18 protein-coding genes are annotated in these 19,255 nt (G+C 54.2%); 2 read left to right on the top strand and 16 right to left on the bottom strand.

Annotated elements, in window-relative coordinates; all coding sequences use genetic code 11:
• The first annotated feature begins 153 nt into the window (after positions 1-153).
• Positions 154-891 carry a Crp/Fnr family transcriptional regulator gene (locus FHI25_RS01595; protein WP_210514397.1) on the top strand — a complete coding sequence of 246 codons (738 nt, stop codon included), beginning with the start codon at positions 154-156 and terminating at the stop codon, positions 889-891.
• Positions 869-1,564 (top strand): Crp/Fnr family transcriptional regulator, encoded by a 696-nt coding sequence (locus FHI25_RS01590; RefSeq protein ID WP_210514395.1) that lies wholly within the window; start codon positions 869-871, stop codon positions 1,562-1,564. The genes FHI25_RS01595 and FHI25_RS01590 overlap by 23 nt, the downstream gene beginning before the upstream one ends.
• A gap of 54 nt (positions 1,565-1,618) precedes the next feature.
• Here FHI25_RS01590 and FHI25_RS01585 read toward each other — a convergent pair whose 3' ends face one another.
• The 16 genes from FHI25_RS01585 to FHI25_RS01510 form a co-directional block, all read right to left on the bottom strand.
• A complete protein-coding gene (locus tag FHI25_RS01585; protein WP_282597574.1) occupies positions 1,619-2,428 on the bottom strand; it encodes an FAD:protein FMN transferase in 810 nt (269 codons plus the stop codon).
• A gap of 125 nt (positions 2,429-2,553) precedes the next feature.
• Positions 2,554-3,147 (bottom strand): nitrous oxide reductase accessory protein NosL, encoded by a 594-nt coding sequence (locus tag FHI25_RS01580; protein WP_210514391.1) that lies wholly within the window; start codon positions 3,145-3,147, stop codon positions 2,554-2,556.
• On the bottom strand, positions 3,144-3,965 hold the full coding sequence (locus FHI25_RS01575; protein WP_210514389.1) for an ABC transporter permease subunit: 822 nt from the start codon (positions 3,963-3,965) through the stop codon (positions 3,144-3,146). Before FHI25_RS01575 ends, FHI25_RS01580 begins: the two co-directional genes overlap by 4 nt.
• A complete protein-coding gene (locus FHI25_RS01570) occupies positions 3,962-4,852 on the bottom strand; it encodes an ABC transporter ATP-binding protein (RefSeq protein ID WP_210514387.1) in 891 nt (296 codons plus the stop codon). The genes FHI25_RS01575 and FHI25_RS01570 overlap by 4 nt, the downstream gene beginning before the upstream one ends.
• Positions 4,824-6,161, bottom strand: coding sequence for a nitrous oxide reductase family maturation protein NosD (locus FHI25_RS01565; RefSeq protein WP_210514385.1), 1,338 nt, complete (start codon positions 6,159-6,161; stop codon positions 4,824-4,826). The genes FHI25_RS01570 and FHI25_RS01565 overlap by 29 nt, the downstream gene beginning before the upstream one ends.
• 6 nt (positions 6,162-6,167) lie before the next feature.
• The gene (gene nosZ, locus FHI25_RS01560) at positions 6,168-8,117 is read right to left on the bottom strand and encodes a TAT-dependent nitrous-oxide reductase (RefSeq protein ID WP_246878854.1); all 1,950 of its coding nucleotides are present in this window, start codon (positions 8,115-8,117) and stop codon (positions 6,168-6,170) included.
• On the bottom strand, positions 8,114-10,321 hold the full coding sequence (locus FHI25_RS01555; protein ID WP_210514383.1) for a NosR/NirI family protein: 2,208 nt from the start codon (positions 10,319-10,321) through the stop codon (positions 8,114-8,116). Before FHI25_RS01555 ends, nosZ begins: the two co-directional genes overlap by 4 nt.
• Positions 10,322-10,385: 64 nt before the next feature.
• Positions 10,386-10,766 (bottom strand): hypothetical protein, encoded by a 381-nt coding sequence (locus tag FHI25_RS01550; protein WP_210514381.1) that lies wholly within the window; start codon positions 10,764-10,766, stop codon positions 10,386-10,388.
• Between the two features lie 426 nt (positions 10,767-11,192).
• On the bottom strand, positions 11,193-12,644 hold the full coding sequence (gene xylB, locus FHI25_RS01545; RefSeq protein WP_210514379.1) for a xylulokinase: 1,452 nt from the start codon (positions 12,642-12,644) through the stop codon (positions 11,193-11,195).
• A gap of 67 nt (positions 12,645-12,711) precedes the next feature.
• Positions 12,712-13,401, bottom strand: coding sequence for an HAD family phosphatase (locus tag FHI25_RS01540; protein ID WP_210514377.1), 690 nt, complete (start codon positions 13,399-13,401; stop codon positions 12,712-12,714).
• Positions 13,402-13,410: 9 nt separating this feature from the next.
• Positions 13,411-14,472 (bottom strand): sn-glycerol-3-phosphate ABC transporter ATP-binding protein UgpC, encoded by a 1,062-nt coding sequence (gene ugpC / locus FHI25_RS01535; protein WP_210514374.1) that lies wholly within the window; start codon positions 14,470-14,472, stop codon positions 13,411-13,413.
• A gap of 11 nt (positions 14,473-14,483) precedes the next feature.
• Positions 14,484-15,536 carry an NAD(P)-dependent alcohol dehydrogenase gene (locus FHI25_RS01530; protein WP_210514372.1) on the bottom strand — a complete coding sequence of 351 codons (1,053 nt, stop codon included), beginning with the start codon at positions 15,534-15,536 and terminating at the stop codon, positions 14,484-14,486.
• 4 nt (positions 15,537-15,540) lie between these two features.
• Positions 15,541-15,801, bottom strand: coding sequence for a DUF2160 family membrane protein (locus FHI25_RS01525; protein ID WP_210514370.1), 261 nt, complete (start codon positions 15,799-15,801; stop codon positions 15,541-15,543).
• 4 nt (positions 15,802-15,805) lie between these two features.
• Entirely contained in the window at positions 15,806-16,642 is an 837-nt protein-coding gene (locus FHI25_RS01520; protein ID WP_210514368.1) for a carbohydrate ABC transporter permease, read from the bottom strand.
• A gap of 4 nt (positions 16,643-16,646) precedes the next feature.
• Positions 16,647-17,525 (bottom strand): sugar ABC transporter permease, encoded by an 879-nt coding sequence (locus FHI25_RS01515; RefSeq protein ID WP_210514365.1) that lies wholly within the window; start codon positions 17,523-17,525, stop codon positions 16,647-16,649.
• Positions 17,526-17,644: 119 nt separating this feature from the next.
• Positions 17,645-19,078 carry an extracellular solute-binding protein gene (locus FHI25_RS01510; RefSeq protein ID WP_210514363.1) on the bottom strand — a complete coding sequence of 478 codons (1,434 nt, stop codon included), beginning with the start codon at positions 19,076-19,078 and terminating at the stop codon, positions 17,645-17,647.
• Positions 19,079-19,255: the final 177 nt, after the last annotated feature.

Genomic DNA, 19,255 nt, shown 5'->3' with positions numbered 1-19,255 from the left:
CCTGCTGACTGGCGGGGCTTTTTTGCTGGACGGTGCATTTTGTTTTATGGGCCTGACGGACTTGTTTGACATGGAACAATCCACCCCGGCCGGTTGAATGTTAGATTTGTTCCAATGCTTAACTACAACCGCGTTTTCCATGGAAACTTCACAATGAGAGATATTGATCGAATCTCGGGTGTTCTCCAGTCTGAGCGCTATTTCAAAAACTGGCCGAAAGACGACATTCTGGAACTGGCGTCATTGTGTACGTGGGTTCGCTATGATCCAGATACGGTAATCATCCAAGCCGGAGACCCAGCATCAGCCCTTTTTCTGATTGTGAATGGGCATGTTGAGTTGTCCTACACGGACGGGGAGGGCAAGGACGGTGTTATTGATTTGCTGGGTGACGGACAGCTTGTAGGTGAGTGTGCGCTCGCACCTGAAGCCTGTTACGCCGTTTCAATCAGAACGCTGGACGCGACGACCGCCATCCGGATTGACGGAGCTGCCTTTGCCGATTTTCTCTCGGCGCACTTTGATCGGGCACTAACCATGATGTCGGTCGTAACCGAAAGACTATGTCAAATGTTGCGCCAGACCGAAGAACTCAAATGCCGGTCAGCGGCCCAACGTTTGGGGATATATTTGCTTGCAGATGCCGTTCCTGTCGGAGATGTGCATGAAACGCCGCTTACCATGGAAAAGTCTGCGTTGGCTCGCAAGATTGGCATGACAAGCGAGACATTTTCCCGGGCGCTTAAAAAGTTGTCGGAACATGGCGTTTCCCAACACTCCAACGGGTACATCATCCGTATTGCAGATACCGAGATGCTGGCCGAGTGGTGTGGTTTATCAAGCAGTGAAACTAGGGAGGAACAGTCTGATGGTTTCAAGGTCGCTGTCTAGCGCAGATCACGATGTAATCTTTCAGGTGCCGCTGTTGGCGGCACTTGGGGAAGAACGGCTAAAGACACTGCTGGGAACATGCAAGGTCGAAAGCCATATCCGGGGGGGACATCTTTTTCGGGCCGGTGATGTGGCCGAATATTTCTACATTCTTTTGTCCGGTCATTTGCGGCTTGTGAAAACCTCCTCGCAGGGGGATGAAACAGTGATGCATTTCCTGACCGAGGCCGGTTCCTTTGCGGAGGCAGTTTCCTTTGCGGGCCGGTCCTATCCCGTCGAATGTCAGGTCGTCGAGAATTGTGAAATCGTGGCCATTCCGCGCACGGCCTATCTTGGCATCCTCAAAAGCGCGCCTGACGTTGTCGGAGATGTACTGGCAAGCCTGTTGCGGTGGGAACGGTTCTTCCTTGAGGAAATCTATAAACTGCGTCATACGCGTCCGATCCAACGAATTGCTGCGTTTCTGATCGATTTTGAAGACCGAAATGGCGCGGCCATCGACGGCACAAGTGGCAAGAACTTTCCCGATAAGCGCCAGATTGCCAGCCGGATCGGCATTACACCAGAAACGTTTTCCCGGTCCTTGCGCAAACTTGAAGCATCTGGCGCCATATCGGCGGGGCCGAAACTGCAGATACTTGATCGTGACGTACTTCTGGAACTGGCCCACTAGGTCAGCGGCGTTCCAAACGTTTGCCAGAAATGTCATCAAGTATGGGAGGCAAAGCTAAACCAGTTTTGCGCTTGGGAACTGTGCGAGCAATTTGTCTGCTTCGCTTTTATTCATAAGGCAAATTGCCGTGCTGAGCCCATCTGCCACAGCTGCCTTTGTTGCTGTCACACTAACCGCCGTTGGGCGTGCTTGTGCGGGACGGCCGGTGCGAGGATCAAGAATGTGACCAACAAGGCCCGCCTGATCAAAGAAGGTGCCGTTCGGCAGTGATGTTGCCACGGCGTTGTCGCGCAACATTACCCTTTCTTTTCGAATTTCTGATCCGGTATTGATTGAAACAGGCCAGTCTTTACCTTCAGGGTGGCCGCCCAGAGCCGCGAATTCGCCGGTATTGATCAGGACGTTGTTCAGTCCGTCATCTCGGAGCAACTTGGCGATACGGTCTGCAACGTAGCCCTGGGCAATTCCATTCAGGGTCATTGCCATGTCTTGTTTTTTGAAGCTGACCTGGCTCTGATTGATAACAACCTTGTCCCAGCCTGTTCTTGAAAGCGTTTTACGGATCAATGCATTCTCGGGCGCCCGGCCTTCTGAATAGCTTTGCGCATAGACTTGCCAAAGCGACTGAACCGTTGGATCAAAAAGCCCGCCACTTGCCCGGTTTATGGTCCCACACAGTCCGAGGCATTCCAAAAGTTCGAAAGGCGGAGTGTTAACCACACCATCGCGATTCAATTGTGCAAGCGTGGAATTTTCCCGATAGAGACTGAAGATATTTTCCAGTCGTTCAAGTTCGCGGGTTGCACGCAAAAGGATATCGTCAGCGTTGGGGTGCGACAGGCTGATCGATGCAGCAGCCCCCATTGCAACGCCCTTCCATGTGCGGACCGGATGCTGTGCCTTTAATGCAAACGGTGCAGCCGAGAATGCGCCAGCGGCGGCAAATATGGTCAGAAACCGGCGTCGTGAAAAGTCGGACATGGCGGACCTCATTCTTTGCGAAGTTTTTCAAGACGCGCACGATAATCGTCGTCATCTGGCATGATCGCCGTTTCGTGTGTTTCGGCGGATGGTGTGACGGGCGCACTGTTTAGAACCAGCACGTCATCAATGTCTTCAAGGCGCATTATCTGGCCGCCATGGCGACTGACGAAATTCTTGGCGTCGTCCTGATCGGAGAAGGGAACAAGTTCCGGTGCCCCCATACCCCCGGTCTTGGCAGAAGCGACGACATAATGCGCGCTGGTTGCCGGTATCCAGTTTTCTCGTCCGACATTTTCCCAGTCATGGGCCCTGGACATGTCGGTGACGTAAATCGCACGGATTTTATAGTTTTGTTCGGGCATGCGTTCATAAGCAATGCCATCGCGAACCTGGCTGAAAAACAGGGGGTAGGGCAAACCTTCAAGATGAATTTGTGCCTTCGGGCCTGCATGCTCAAGAATGTTCATCTGGCAGAAATGTCCTACAGCTTCTTCGGTCATGGCGACCGGTGGCGGCATGGTATCTTTCGTCTGCTGCTGACATCCGGCAAGAATAAGCAGGCCGATTGTGACTGGAGATAGCGCAAGTCGGGAAATCATGATGTCACCCTCCTGAAAATCTGCCAGGCGAGGACCGTGGCAATCACCGGCCAGATCAGCATGGATATCAGGGCATGAACAGCGGGGATGCTATTGGCAGCTCCCGTCAGGCCGGCTGCAGCAGCGGTCGCATCCGAAACGGCAAGGTTGTAGATCCGAAAGGCATCTGCCGGATTGCCGATTAACAACCACGGAAAATAATGCGTTGTGAAGGTTCCGCCATCATCGGCGACGATGGCCGCCAAGAGGCCAAGATCATACAAAACGATCAGAACCAGCCAGAGCCCGATCACCAATCCTGCTGCTGCGCCGGGTCTGCGTGCGAATGCCGATATGCCATAACCGATCCCAAGGAAAGTTGCGCCAAGAAGAAGCGATGACCAGAACAGGCGAAACAGTGCAGGGATACCAACAAGTGCATTGGGGTCCGATGCAATCGCAGCGACGGCGGCAATTCCGTAGCCGGCCAAGACGGCGATACTCAGGATCGCCAGATGGGCGATGAATTTCCCAAGGACCAGTTCCCCGCGGGCGACGGGATAGGTCAGAACAAGGGACAAGGTGCCGCGTTCGATTTCGCCTGCGATTGCGTCAAATGACATCAACAGTGCAACCAACGGCACAAGATACACCGCAAGGGATGTCAGGCTTGCGACGGTGACGGACAGTTTATCCACACCAACTGCGCCGGTCGGGGCACTGCCCGCAGCAGATAATACAAGCGAAAACAACACCATCATCGCGACAGAAATCGCCACCCAGCGGTTACGAAGCGCAATGATAAATTCGCTATGGGCTGTTGCCAGAACCTTGTTCATGCGTTCCCCCGTTTGCTGAAATGGCTATAGATATCTTCCAGACTTGGCGGAATGACATCGACATCATCGACCAATGGCCCCAGTGCCGAGATATCGCCAAGACGTGCGAGCTTTTCCTGGGAACTGCACACAAGATCGACCATCACGCCGTTGCTGCGTTCCCCGGAGAGCTTTTGGGCGACCTCGTCCGCCTTGCCGCGTTGGGCGGATACCTGAAGGCGGATAGGCAGCGATGCCTGTTGACGCAAGTTTGCCAAGGTATCGTTTGCGACCATTATGCCTGACGACAGAATGACGATCCGATCAGTTCTGGCCTCAACCTCGGTAAGGGCATGAGAAGACAGAAGAATTGCTGTGCCTTGTGCTGCCAGTTCATCAAGAATGACATAGAACTCGCGCCGTGATACCGGGTCGAGACCGCTTGTTGGTTCATCAAGGATCAGGAGTTTCGGTTCACCAATAAGCGCCTGGGCCATGCCGACACGTTGGCGCATTCCCTTGGAATAGGTGCCAAGGCGGCGGTTTGCTGCTGCCCCCAATCCAACGCGTTCAAGAAGCGATGCAGCCTTTCGGGGATCTTCGCCGCGAAGTCGAAGATAATATCGAAGCTGTTCTTGTCCGGTCAGCGACGGATGAAAGGACGCGTTTTCGGCAAGATAGGCTGTTTGCATGCGGGCCCGGTAACTTCCGGGTGCAAGACCATGGACAGAAACCGTTCCCCCGTCGGCAGTGACAAGGCCGAGAATGATCTTCATCAGTGTCGACTTTCCAGCACCATTATGGCCGAGCAAGGCAACGCGTTCACCTGCGGCAACATCAAAGCCAACCGCATCAAGAACGGTATGATCATCATAGCGTTTAGTGACTTGCGAGAGGGTCAGACACATTTTCAGTCCTTTCACGCAGCCAGACAGGATTGGCGCGAGCAGCCATTTCAAGGGAGACGATTTCTTCGGGAACCGGAATTTCGATCGGTTTCATGAGCGGGAAGCTGTCGACGACCCCGCCCGGCAAGGTTGCGGGGAAGTGTGCCTGGCTCCAGCGGATCAATTGAACGGCGGGGGAGCCCAAAAGCATTCCGGCTGCGGGTTGGGACCATAAAATATGATCGACAAGATCGTTTGGCCGGAACCGGCTGTCTGCAATGCCGTTGCCATCAAGATCGAATACCGGATGATCGGACCAGAAATTTCCCCGGCCATCGAAACTCCATTCGACGTCACGGGTCCCGACATACTTGACCTGAGTTTTGTTAGCGATAAAGGCATTGCCTGTCAGGGCATTGCTTTCGGAGCCAGCGGTGAAATGTATGCCGGTCTGGCAGCCCTCGAACCGGTTGTCGCCGATCAGATTGTGATGCGCGTTATAGATAAACAGGCATTTCCCGCCTGCGCCGCGTACCAGATTCCCGACCAGATCAGACTTGTTGGTGTAGTTCAGCATCAAGCCCTGGTCGCGATCCGCAAGAGACAGATTATCGCGCACCGTAATGCGGTTCGAATACATCAGGGCAAAACCAAGGTGATTGCCAATCGACACATTGCCCGAGATTTCTGAATCATGGGCATACATGTAATGCACCGCAAATCGCAGATCGCGCATCAGATTGCCTCGGAAGACGCCGCGATTGGAGGTGTTCACGAAAATGCCGTCGCGCCCGAACTGGATCTCGTTGTTTTCGACCAGTGTTCCCGGCGCGTTCCAGACATATATGCCGTTGCCACGTGAATTCAGTCTGTGATCGCGGCGCCCGATAATGACATTGTCGCGCACCGTGGCATTTTTGGCGCCGTGAATATCAACCCCATAGAGGTTTCCGAGGATGCGGTTATCCTCGACCAGAATACGTGCGGCTGTCCGATGGAGCTGGATGCCGGAATCAATTGTTTCATGTGCTGAACCCGAACCCGCGATCTCAAGCCCACGGATGGTGATATCTGTTCCGGTTACAGAAATGACGCTTCCGGTCTTGTTTCCATAAATTTTTGCTTTGCCCTGACCATCAATGGTGACGGGCCTATCGAGTTCTATGGGACCTTGATGGGGCCCAGGATCAAGCAGCAGCACATCGCCGGGGGCAGCCCCGGCGATGGCAGAGATCAGCGCCCCGTCAGTTGACGGCACAGATTGCGTTGCCGCAAGAACCTGCAGCGGCAAGACAGCCATGGCCAAGATCATCATGACGGGGCGCAACATCACAGGTTAACTCCGCGGTTCAACGAACATACGGCCACGCATTTCCATGTGCAGGGCATGACAGAACCACTGGCAATAGTACCAGTAGACACCCGGTTTGGAGGCGACAAAGGTTGCCGATGCAGTTGCTTGTGGGCCGACCTCGAATGCAACGCCATGGTCCCCCATGGTGAAACCGTGTGTCAGGTCATCGATGTCGTCCATGTTGGTGATGATGACGGTTACTTCATCGCCTTCCTTGACCTTGAAGGACTCAAGGCTGAAGGTCGGCGCTGAAGAACTCATATAGACACGGACCTTGTTGCCATCGCGGACAACGGTTTCGGTCCAGTCGTCAATGTCGACGCCATCTGCCTCGGCTTGTTCGCGGGTTTTGGCCCACATCGGATCCTGACGATTCCAGACACTGGCCGGGGTGACCACCGAACGGTGAACAATGATCGAATCATGGGGTTCGGCAAATGTCGGACCATCATGCATAAGAACCAGATCATCGCCCTGCATCGAGAACAGCTGTTCGTTTTCTGGCTTAAGCGGGCCGACATTCAGGAAGCGGTCTTTGGAGAACTTGTTCATTGAAATGAACCATTTCCCGTCAGCTTCCAGAGTTTCCCCCATCGAGGTGGAGTTGTGGCCCGGCTGGTAATGGACATCGACCTTTTTGATGATCGGATCGACATTTTCACCAGCGTAGGCACGCACGGCTTTTTCAATGTTCCATTTGACCACCTGACTGTCGAGGAACAGGGTGGTCAGGGCATTGCCCTTGCCGTCAAATGCGGTATGTAGCGGACCAAGACCCAGTTCCGGTTCGGCAACAACGGCGGAACGCGGTTCTGCACCGTCGTAGAACACAGCATCAAGCTTGGTGACATCAATCACCGAAACGGTCGGGGACAGTTTGCCCGCGATGCAAAGGTGTTTTTTGTCCGGAGCCATGTTACAGCCATGCGGGCTGTTGGGGACTGGAATATATCGGGTGTAGTTTTTGTTTTTGCCTTTGCGTCCGTCGATAACCTTAACGCCATTCAGCTCGATGTAATCGCCTGCTGCGATGCCTTTTTCGATTTCCTTGATGTTAAAGACAACAACGTGATCAAGCTCGGACGCGGTCATTTCCGCAAGGTTCATCCCCATTTCCGAGTTATAGCTGGTTGAAAAGGCATATTTGCCGTCATAGTCGGCGTCGGTATTATCAAGGTTGCCCGATACCATGACCTGCCATGCGACCTGCATCTCGTCTGCGTCGATTGCAGTGTAGAAGTTCACATATTGCGACGGATCATCAAGTACCTTGCCGTCATTGACCATCGGCGTCTCGTCCTCGCCATTGGCAAAGACATAGTTGGTACGCGGCCATTTTTGCGGACGCAGGCCGTGAATGGCCTTTGCGTTCGGGATTTCCAGGACCTTGTCAGCCTTCATGACATCGCAACGCACACGCGCCACACGCGTATTCGCCTTGTCATTCATGAACAGGAAACGGCCGTCATACTTGCCTTCGGTGAAGGACATATGGACGTGGTGCAAGTCGCCGTTATCATGGATCTTCTTGCCGTTGGCAGCGAGAAATTCCTTGGTTTTGGGCAACATGTTCTCGGTAAGAACATTCAGGCTTTCATTGGTCTGCCCCCAACCCGTTGCCGAGCAACGGTTGAAAACAGGAACGCGCATAAGTTCACGCATGGACGGGATACCCAGAATGCGCATTTCGCCCGTCTGGCCCGACGACCAGAAACCGTAATACTCATCAAGCTGACCGGGGGCGAGGCTTGCCTCTGCGCCGGTTGAAGCCTGGGCGCTGCCAATCGAAAGGGCTGTTGCAGCACCGGTTGCGCCACCGACTGCTGCCAAGCGTGCAGCACCTGCCGCGCCGGCAAAGGCAGCACCGCCAGCGGCAACGCCAAATAGATCACGTCGGCTGATTCCGGGTTTGGATGTTTTGTCAGACATCATGACTTCTCCTTGAGATTTTGCTTGGTCGTCCGGGTCCGGTTAAGCGCTTTTTGTGCGCCTTCCGTGCTTGCCAAGAGGCTTTCCTGCCGCTTGAGTTTCTTGATCACGACCGGACAGATTTTTTCGCTTTGATACAGCACCTGACAGTGAAGGCAGTTGTGACACTCGTTGGGGTTGATTTCTCCTGTGGGGTGGATGGCTTGAACCATGCATTCATGCGCGCAGCTCTGGCAGGGGCTGCCGCATTCCTTGTAGCGTTTGAGCCAGTCAAACATGCGCATACGCGCCGGGATCGCGAGGGCTGCGCCCAATGGGCACAGATACCGGCAATAGAACCGTTCGACGAAAAGCCCGGCGCCAAGAAGGACAAGGGCGTAAAGAACAAACGGCCATGCCCGATCAAATTTGAGGATGATGGCGGTCTTGAAGGGTTCGACCTCGGCCAGTTTCTCCGCCTGATCAATGGAGGCCAGCATGGTGCCAAACAGGCCAAGGAAGATGATGTATTTCACCGCCCAGAGCCGTTCATGCAGCCCCCACGGAAGCGTCCATTGCGGGACATGGAAGAATTTGGCAATCCGGTTGGTCAGTTCCTGAAGCGCGCCAAACGGGCACAACCAGCCGCAATAGGCACCACGCCCCCAGAAGATCAGCGCCGCCGCAACCGAGAACCACAGGATAAAGGTCAGTGGATCAAGCAGGAACGCTTCCCAGGTGAAGCCCGTCACAAGCGAGTTGGTCAGCGCCATAAGATTGACAACGGAAAGCTGCGCGTTGGCGTACCAGCCAAGGAACACCAGCGTGACCGTCAGGAACGAAATTCGGAACCAGAAGGTGAATTTTGCAGAACGTGTCAGGAAGCCCTGGAAGAAAAACGCGGCGGTCAGAACAAGTAACATGATGCTGAGCACAACAATTTCGACAGTTTTGTCGCGCCAGATCCGTTGCCAAAGGGCGGTTTTGGCAGCCTGTTCGTCAGTTGCGAAGCTGGGTCCGCTCGATTTGTCTGCTTCCCGCGCCGGTAGGGCTACTTTAGTGAGGTAGTTGGCTGGCGGCTGCCAGCCGATGTCAAAGGTGGTATAGAGACGCTCAATCGCGCCGACATCGCGATGGACAAGAAGTTCCAAGCGCCAGGGTTGCGCTGGATCAAAGTTGCTGTCTGCCGGGATCTTGAACAGATCCATCTCTTTGAATTCCGGTGCCCCGTCGGCCATGATGTCGCCGACACGGCGATGGTTCCGGTCGCGGAAACGTACCGACATATCGCCCTGGATGAGCTGGATACGATCGAACAATCCGCCGCGGACATATCCCGAACCCTTGAACGAATACTGTCCCCGCGCGGTCACAAGAACAGCTTCTTCTCCGTCCTTGAGCCATGATTTCAGATTGTTGTAGCCACGCTCGCCAAGTGTTGCCTTGCCAATGGCCGGGATGCTGACAAGCGAGACATACATATCGATGAAGGTTTCGTCGGCGGGGGCTTCAATTGGCCGCTCAAGCGCTCTTGGATCGTCCATCGCGGCGAAAGCGTCATTCACCTGACCGACATCAAGTGACATGCGACGAATTGTCCCGTCACCAACCAGTTTGAACCAGTCTTCCGGGGCGGTCGCATCTGATCTGATTTTGAATTGTGCTGCATTGGATTGCTCGGGGGCACTCAATCCACCCAGTTCGAGCATGCGCGCAACCTTGATGCCCGAGCGCAGGATCGAGTCATCGATGACCATAATGGTCACCGTTGCACCGGAAATAATATTCAGCTCGTGGTCTGCATCTTTTGTTGCCGCAACCAGGTCAAAGCCGACATATCCCTCGGTGAGTGACGCGATCCGCTCTTCTGGAATGCCAATCAGGACGATCGGTTCGGAATGCTTGACCAGTTTGACACCGATGATCCGGGCCTTTGAGTCAACAGCGACCATGACGTGGATCGGTTTGCCGGAATAGCCGGTGGTGCCAACAAAATCAGAGGTAATAAAAGCCCAGCCGATCTGCTCACCGTTCTTGAGAACCGGTGCGACAGGCACGTCTTTTTGAACCGGACCATAACCATCAGCGCCCTCGACCAGGGACGGCGCGGGAACTTTTTCAATGAACTGCGCCAGAACAGGTTTGTTTTGCGCGTTTGCCCGGGAAACCCACAGCACTGAAGAAAGAAGACAAACAACAGCAATGACGAGAAGACACTGCAGGAGCATCAATGCTCTGGGTGCCGTGTATTTGGTCTGAAGATGACGTGGGGCAAATGGGATGTTCATGAATTCAAACCTTTTGCGGAGGCGCGCGTGCCGTCGCCGGTGCAGTCCGTGTTGCGCCGGCGTGGTCAAATGACATGGGGAAGATCGTCAGAACGACTTTGCGGTCATGTTCGGGCACGCCAATAGGGTCTGGAAGCTGGAATGCAGATCCGCTCAGGCAGTTCATGCAATTTGGGTAATCGCATTCGACAGGTGCGGGTGCTTTGTTGCCGTTCCGGTCGATCAATATTGTCACGGGAGTCTGGTCTGTGCTGCAGATCGTGATTTGAACAAGGTCAGAAGCTGCAGTTTGCTTCGTCACCTGAGCAATAGCCTGAACAACACCGGTTCCGGTCAGGGAAAGTGCGATCAGAAACAACAGAAATGTGCGAAGCATTTTTTCCATAATGCTTCTCATATTCCATCGCAGATTCCTGATTATTGACAGTGGTCAAGTGACTAGGAGCTTGAGCTTCAATTGATTGCACTGAGACAGTTAACGTTGACGTTGACCAAGTTTATTGGGGGGACGATATCCGAAGAACTGTGCAAGGAAGAAATCATGTTCAACCCTCAAACTGTAAACGTGTCCGGTAAACGAAGCGCGTCAGTTTTCCGTTGGCAATTGATTGCGCCATAAGTCGGATGTCACCTTTTGTGATACCTGACAGGGGCAGTGCTTACAGAACGTACTCATTGCTCCATCGCTCTATATATTCCCGCAAAAATCAGTCTGATCTAGCAACTGCCCGAATTATCATAACTCGTGGGTATGGAGCGATAGTTGGTACTTGTGCTCGATTTATCAATTCGCAATCAATGTTGATGCAGTCTACTGCGAGGCCTTGATTGCCGTATAGGCGGCCCGGAATTTTCCGTAGGCGTCTTCGAATGCGTTGCGATGAGGGTGACTGGGTTCGATCATTTCACGTACTTCTGGAATGGTCATGATGGTGTCTGGTGCCATGCCCGTAGCAGCAGTCATGCCAAGGCGTGCAGCACCGAGGGCAGCGCCAAACTCGCCGCTTTTGGGAAGCGACAATGGGACGCCAAGGATGGTTGCAATCAGCTCAATCCAGTAGCGGGATGCCGAACCGCCGCCAATAGCAATCAGTTGATCGAATTTGGCATTGGTGGCTACAAGCGCCTCGAAACTGTCACGCAGGCCAAAGGCAACGCCTTCGAGGACTGCACGTGTCAGGTCTGAACGGCCGGTTTCTGTACTAAGGCCGGTGAAGCTGCCGCGGATTTCAGCATCATTGTGCGGGGTGCGTTCACCCGATAGATAAGGCAGATAACGCACCGAACCCGGTTTTTGGAGGTTTTTACCCAGCTCAGAGGTCAATTCAATTGGGGTTTGACCCGTGATTCGGGCAAGCCAGTTAAGGCTATCTGTCGCGGAAAGCATGACCCCCATCTGATACCAGCGCCCCGGAATGGTATGGCAGAATGTATGCAACGCCGTTTCGGGTGCCGGGTGATAACCAGCCCGAGATGCAAGTAACACACCCGAAGTGCCAAGAGAGACAAAACCTTGCCCTTCATCCTGTGCGCCGATACCGCAGGCAGCAGCAGCATTGTCACCAGCCCCACCTGCAATCGATACCGGTTCAGTCAGCCCCCAGGCATCAAGAAGGGCGGGGCGCAAGCGACCGGCTTCTTCTGTGCCCTCGACAAGGCGTGGCATCTGGTCGCGGCGCATGTTCCCGGCATCAAGCAGGGTATCGGACCAGATCCGCTTGCCGACATCAAGCCATGATGTGCCGGCACTATCAGACATGTCCGCGACATAGTCGCCGGTCAAATAGAAATTGAGGTAAGCCGCAGGCAGCAGCACCTTGGCGGTTTTGGCATATATTTCCGGTTCATGTTCGCGCACCCATTCGAGTTTGGGGGCGGTGAAGCCCGGGAAGACGATGTTGCCGGAAATGGCACGTACCTGATCCTTGGCATCCAGACGGGCGGCTTCGGTGTGGGACCGCGTATCGTTCCACAGGATGCATGGGCGAAGTGGGCGACCGGCGTCATCCAAAAGCGTTGCACCATGCATATGGCCTGCAACGCCGATGCCGCGCAGGGCCGAAAATTGTGGGTAGTTGTCGCGAAGCTCTGCGATGGCTTCTTCCAGGGCGGCAATCCAGTCTGCCGGGTTCTGTTCCGACCAACCTGGATGCGGATGTGCCGCGTGATAGGCGCGTTCCGCAGCTCCGATCGGTTGGCTGTCTTCATCGATCAGCAGTAAACGGACGCCAGAGGTTCCAAGGTCAATACCAAGAAAGGTCATTCCATAGCCTTTATCGCTGAAATCGAAGCCGGTAACACGGTGTTAGTGGTGACGTCATAGCATTAGTTTACTTAAGGCTGCGTAGAATTTCGTCGCCAATTTCCTGAAGGCTTTCAAAGATCTCCAAAGCCCCGGCATTAAGAAGCACCTGACTTTGATCTGCGCGGATGTCATGCAAGTGTGTGCCGCCGACAAAGCCCAATGCAGTCATCCCCGCCGCCCGCGCCCCTTTTACGCCGTGTGGGGAATCTTCAATCACCACACAGTTTTCGGGCGGGACAGAGATACCTTCGGCCGCCAGCAGGAACAGGTCAGGGGCCGGCTTGCCATTGGTGACCTGATCGGCGCTGAACGCCGTCCCGGCGAAATGCACATCAAACCCCGAGATATCAAGTGTTGCCCCCATTCGACGCAGCGAGCTTCCAGTTGCCAGGGCGGTTTTCACACCGGCATCGGTCAAGCTTCGCAACAGGTTTTCGGCATCGGGGATTTGGCGCAGTCGGGTTTTGTATTCTCCCAGCAGCCGGTCTTCGACCCGTTGGGTGAAATCATCCGGGCAGGCTTTGCCAAGCCGTTCAGAAACGTGCTTGCAGATATCCTGGATCGAGACACCGAGAAACCGTTCGCGTACGTAATTGATGGTGACGTCATTAATGCCAAGACAGTTCATCTCGGCCGCGATGACTTCCAGCGACAGTGGTTCGCTGTCGACCAGACAACCATCAAGGTCAAAAATAACCGCAGAAGGTAGGTCCATGTTTGGCCCCTAGATCCGTTGTTCGGTATCGCGATCGAACAGATGCACATTGGCCGGATCAATCACATAATAAAGCTCAGAACCCGGACGGGCCGTGATGCGCTGTTTGACAAGCGCATCAATCAGATCACCATTGGATTTGGCGACAACCTGGGTTTCCGAGCCGGTTGGTTCGACGACCACAACCTTCATCGCAATACCGGCATCCCCGATATCGATATGTTCAGGACGGATGCCGTAAGTAACGCCCTGACCAATTTCGGCGGTTGTTTCGGGGATCGGCAGGATCAAGCCGTTATCAGACTCAAAATGCTTCTTGCCATCGGTCACGCCAATTTTCCCATGCACAAAGTTCATTGAGGGCGACCCGATGAAACCGGCGACAAACACGTTGGTCGGATAGTCATAAAGATCAAGCGGCGTTCCGATCTGCTCAACCCGGCCGTCGCGCATCACGACAATCTTGTCAGCCATGGTCATGGCTTCGATCTGATCGTGGGTGACATAGACAATCGTGGTGCCAAGGCGCTGATGGAGTTCCTTGATCTCCACACGCATGGTTACGCGCAGTTTGGCATCAAGGTTTGAAAGCGGCTCGTCAAACAGGAAAACCTGCGGGTCACGGACAATGGCGCGCCCCATGGCAACACGTTGGCGCTGACCACCGGAAAGCTGTTTGGGATAACGGTCCAGCAGATGCGCAAGGTCAAGAATTTCTGCGGCATTTGTCACCTTTTCCTTGATCTCGCTTTCCGGCTTTTTGGCCATCTTGAGCGGGAAACCGATATTCTCATATACCGTTTTGTGGGGATAAAGGGCATAGCTTTGGAAGACCATCGCGATATCTCGTTCCTTGGGAAGCACGTCATTGACGATGCGCCCGCCAATCGAAATGGTTCCGTCGGTGATTTCTTCAAGCCCGGCCAGCATGCGCAGCAGGGTTGATTTGCCACAGCCCGACGGGCCGACCAAAACAACAAATTCGCCATCCTTGATGTCTACATCCACCCCATGCATGACCTGAACATTGGCGTAGCGTTTGATTACGTTTTCTATTTTTACATCGGCCATAAGGCTTCTCCCTATTGCGGCAATTCGATCTGCAGCTTGACTTCCGCCGGTGGGGCGGAGGCTGCGATGTCGAATGCGCGCACGCTGTCTTCGAAGGCGAATGTTCTGGTGATAAGCGGTTTGACGTCGATCGCGCCCGAGCTCAGCATGGCAACGCAGCGCGGAAAGACGTGGGCATAACGGAAAATGTTTTCGACCCGGGCTTCGCGGATCATTGCCGCACCGGCGTCATAACTGATCGGGTCTGGCTGGCCACCGATCATGACAACGCACCCACCCGGACACAGCGGTTCAAACACGCCAGCGGCCGCCTTTGGCGAGCCCGTGGCTTCAAAGACAACATCAATACCCCAGCCATCCGTATCGCGTTTGACGATTTCGGTGATGTCTTGGGATTTGACATTAATCGGGGTGATGGCCGCGCTGAGCGATGCGGCAATTTCAAGTTTCTTTTCCGCAAGGTCGGCGACATAGACGCGCGCACATCCGCCAGCAAGGGCAGAAAGCGCGGTAACAAGCCCAATCGGGCCTGCACCAATTACAAGCGCAATGTCACCGGGTTTTATCTTGGCCTTGGTCGCGGCATGGACACCCACCGCCAGCGGTTCAACCATCGCGGCCTCGGCAAAGGAAACATTGTCGGGCAGCTTGAAGGTGAAGGCTTCGGGATGCACGCAGGTCGGGCGCAAGATGCCATGCACAGGCGGCGTTGCCCAAAACCGCACGGCCGGATCGACATTATACATGCCAAGACGGGTGGCCTTGCTGTTGGGGTCGGGCACGCCCGGCTCCATGCAAACCCGGTCACCGACCGATAAGGTTGTGACCTCGGATCCGGCTTCGATCACGGTGCCGGATGCCTCGTGGCCAAGGATCATCGGGTCCTTGACGACGAAAGGTCCGATGCGGCCATGGGTGTAGTAATGCACATCCGATCCGCAGATGCCGACAGTATGCATCTTGATGCGCACATCGCGCGGACCAAGGACCTCTTCTGCGCGGTCGATGGCAGGAAAGTCACGCAGGGTGATGTCATCCTTTTTTTCAAGAACCAGGGATTTCATGACGTTATCCTTTCCTGACAATATAGACGGCAAGTGCAAGGGCAATGACGTTCGAAATCCAGATCGACAGGCCCATCGGTTCGATAAAGCGGAACCAGAAAAGCGACATCGCCACCCAGATCACGACCGAAATGAAACAACGGTCAAAGGCGTTGGTTTCAATCGGCAAAAAGCCTTGGCGTTCTTGCGTTGTGTTTGGTTTCTTTTCGTTTTCTTCCTCGGTCAGAGGGGCGGTATCAAGCTGTGTCGCGTTTTGATTGGTCATGGTGTTATCCTTTCACCGCGCCAAAGGTCAGGCCTGCGACGATGTGTTTTTGCACCAGACCAAACACGATCAGGGCCGGGATCAGGGTAAAGACCGAAATGGACGCCATGATTCCCCACTCCGTCCCCGTGGTAGTTACATATTCCGAAAGACCGGTGGTCAGGGTTCGGGCCTCGAAATTGGTCAGCGTTGCGGCCAGAAGATATTCGTTCCAGGCAAACACCCATGTCAGGATCAGGGTCACAGCGAGTCCCGGACGACAGAGTGGGAAGACGATTTCGGTGATGACTTTCCAGGGACTTGCGCCGTCAACATAGGCGGCCTCGTCGAGTTCGCGCGGGATGGCATCAATCGTCGGGCGCAGGGTCCAGATCGCAAAGGGCAGGTTAAAGGTGCAATAGACCAAGATCATGCCAATGCGGGTATCAAGAAGGGTGAAATCACCAATACGATAGACCTGTGTCATTAGCAAAAACAGCGGCAACAGGAACACGGCGGGTGGTGCCATGCGGTTGGTGATTGTCCAGAAGAAGATCGATTCCTTGCCGCGGAACTGAAAGCGCGACAGCGCATAGCAGGTAAAGAAGCCAAGCACGGTGCAAAGCACAGCATTCCCGGTCGAGATCACCAGCGAATTGATCATGTAGCTCCGCAGCAGTCGGTTACCAAGGACCTCGGTATAGTTGCCCCAAAAGGGGTTGTTCACGATCAGGTCGGGAGTACTGAAAAGCTGCACGGCGGGTTTGACCGAAATGACAAACAGCCAGTAGATCGGGAACAGGGTCAGCAGACTGATGAAAACCCAGAAGAGTGTCGTAAGGAACGGGTTACGCTTTTTCATGGTTTTATCCCTTCCGGTTCTTGCGCGGGGCCAGCATGCTGACATAAAGCAGCCAACAGACCACGATGGTCAGGTAGAGCACGATCACGGAAATGGTCGACCCGTAGCCGTAATTGGTCTTGGGGAAGACTTCCTTGAAGATATGCACCCCAAGGAAACGGGTTGACGAACCTGGCCCACCCCCGGTCAACATCCAGACCTCATCTACGGTGCGCAGCGCATCCATCAGGCGGATAAACACGGTTGCAACCAGGGCCGGAGTGATCATTGGCAGTGTAATGTGCCAGAAGGTCTGTGCCTTGTTCGCACCATCAATCTGGGCCTGCTCGAACGGATCACGCGGCAGGGATACCAGTGCAGCGATCAATGTCAGGGTGACAAGCGGCGTCCAATGCCAGATATCCATGATGACAATTGTCATGAAGGCCGCGGGTGCCGATGTGCCGATATTCATGGTGATGCCAAACCACTCATCAAGATAATGCGGAATAATGCCGATGGATGGCGTGGTCATCAGTTTCCACACCGACCCAACAATGATCGGCGCCATGATGAGCGGCAGGGTATGAATGGTGCGGAAGATCGATTTCCCGGGGAATTCCTTCATGAAGGCCTGTGCCAGTAGATATCCGATAACAAGTTCGGACAGCACGGCAAAGATCACGAACATGACGGTCACCCCAAGTGAATTGAGGAAGGCGTCATCAAAGACAATGCGGCGAAAATTCTCCGCCCCGTTAAAGATCATTTCGGGTGATGCCGCAAACGGGTTCCATTGATGGAACGAGACAAAAACGACATAGAGGAACGGCAAAACACCGAAGAAAAACAGGATCACCAGCGTCGGGGCCAGGAGGATCCAACCGAGTTTGTTGGATTGCATCGTCTACTCCCTGGAAAAGGATGCAGTCAGGCGGTCATGACCCGAAAAGGCCAAGCAGCTTCGTGGTCACTGCCCGATGGAAGGACAGCGACCACGACGGATGTTCTCAGGAAACAGACCTATTTGCGGTAGCCAAGATCGGTCAGTTCTGCCTCGGCCTTGGCCGCCATCTGATCAAGACCTTCGTCGGGACCAAGGTCACCGGTCAGGATTTGATAAAGAATTGGCGCCGTGGCTTCGCGCACTTGGGCGTGGAACGGATATGCCGGTGCACCGGCAAACAGGTAACCCTTGTCACGCAGCAGGTCGTAATACCCGCCGAGTTCCTCGTTCATTGCCTTAACCTTGGGGGCATCATAGGTGGTTTTGTTGGTCACACGTGGTGCGGCAACTGCCCAGTCAGGTTGAACTTCGTCCTGACCGATATATTGCAGGAACAGCATCGCGGCTTCCTGGCTTTTTGATGTCGAGGGAATGCCAAATGCACCACCATCGTAATAGCCGATATAGCCGGTGCCACCTTCGACTTCTTCCATGACGCCATCCTGAAGCGGCGGCAGGGCAACACCCACATTGCCAACCACAAGTGATTTGGTTTCATCCGCAGCGATCCAGCCGGCGTTTTCACCGTAAACCAGGCCTTGGGCTACGCGGCCTGCACCAAACGTGGTGCCGACTTCGGTCCAGGTGGATGCGTTACTTTCAGGCGGGGCGATATCACGCATGCTCAGCCACCATTTCATGGCTTCCTTGGCTTCATCGCTGTTCATTTCGCCGCCATTGGCAACTGATGCCGCGAAGTTGTTATCGGCATCAATACCCCAGTTATAGACACCAAAGGTCGGCGCGATGGTTTCAAAGAACTCGTACCAGGATGCCGGATGGCCGGTATGGGCCTGTGCGGTGGTGCCCCACAGATCCATATCGTGATCTTCTCCCCACTTGGTGAAGAACTGCGCAATTTCGGCATATTCGGCATGGGTGGTTGCCGGGACAAGCTCGCGGCCGGTCTGTTCCTTGAAGGCCGCCTTGATCTCGGCGTCATTGAACAGATCCGTGCGATACAGATAGATCTTGATGAAGGCTTCCATCGGGACGCCGTAAAGGTCACCGTTTTCGCCACGGAAATAGTTGGCGAAGGTGGTGAAATTGTCTTCGCTATAGGTTGGTGCCTTCAGGTCCGGATTGTCCGCCAGAAGTTTTGTGGTGTCGGTCAGGAAATCACGTGCGAGATAGGAATAGACGATGTCCTGTTCGATAAAGACCATGTCATAGATGCCGGTACCGGCCTCCATGTCCTTGATGGCCTTGTCATACATCTGATCCCAGGACGTGGTTTCGATATCCACCCGGATACCAGTCAGCTCTTCAAATTCCGGTGCAAGGACTTCACGGATATAGTTCGAAGGCGGGGTGGATTCTGTCACACCACGCAGGGTTACGTCCTGATAAGGCTTGGCTGCTTCTTTCCAGAAAGCGTCATCGGCATATGCCGCGCTTGATGCGACAGCCATCGCCAAAGCAGATACGCCCACTTTGAGTGCAAAATTCATTGGTTTTTCCTCCCGTTGGAATGATGGGATATCGCCATTAGCAGTCTTGCGCTGCTTTGGAATCGCGATTCCAGTCGCCGAAAGAATGCATATGTATTAAACTGCATGCAAGTGAAAATTTTCATTTGTAATTTTTAAAATACATTTGTTAGTTTCTCGTAATAACGAACGCACTGC

Origin of the sequence: Thalassospira sp. ER-Se-21-Dark (genome assembly GCF_017922435.1) — a bacterium.
GTDB lineage: Bacteria > Pseudomonadota > Alphaproteobacteria > Rhodospirillales > Thalassospiraceae > Thalassospira.
This window is presented reverse-complemented; position numbering and strand designations above follow the sequence as displayed.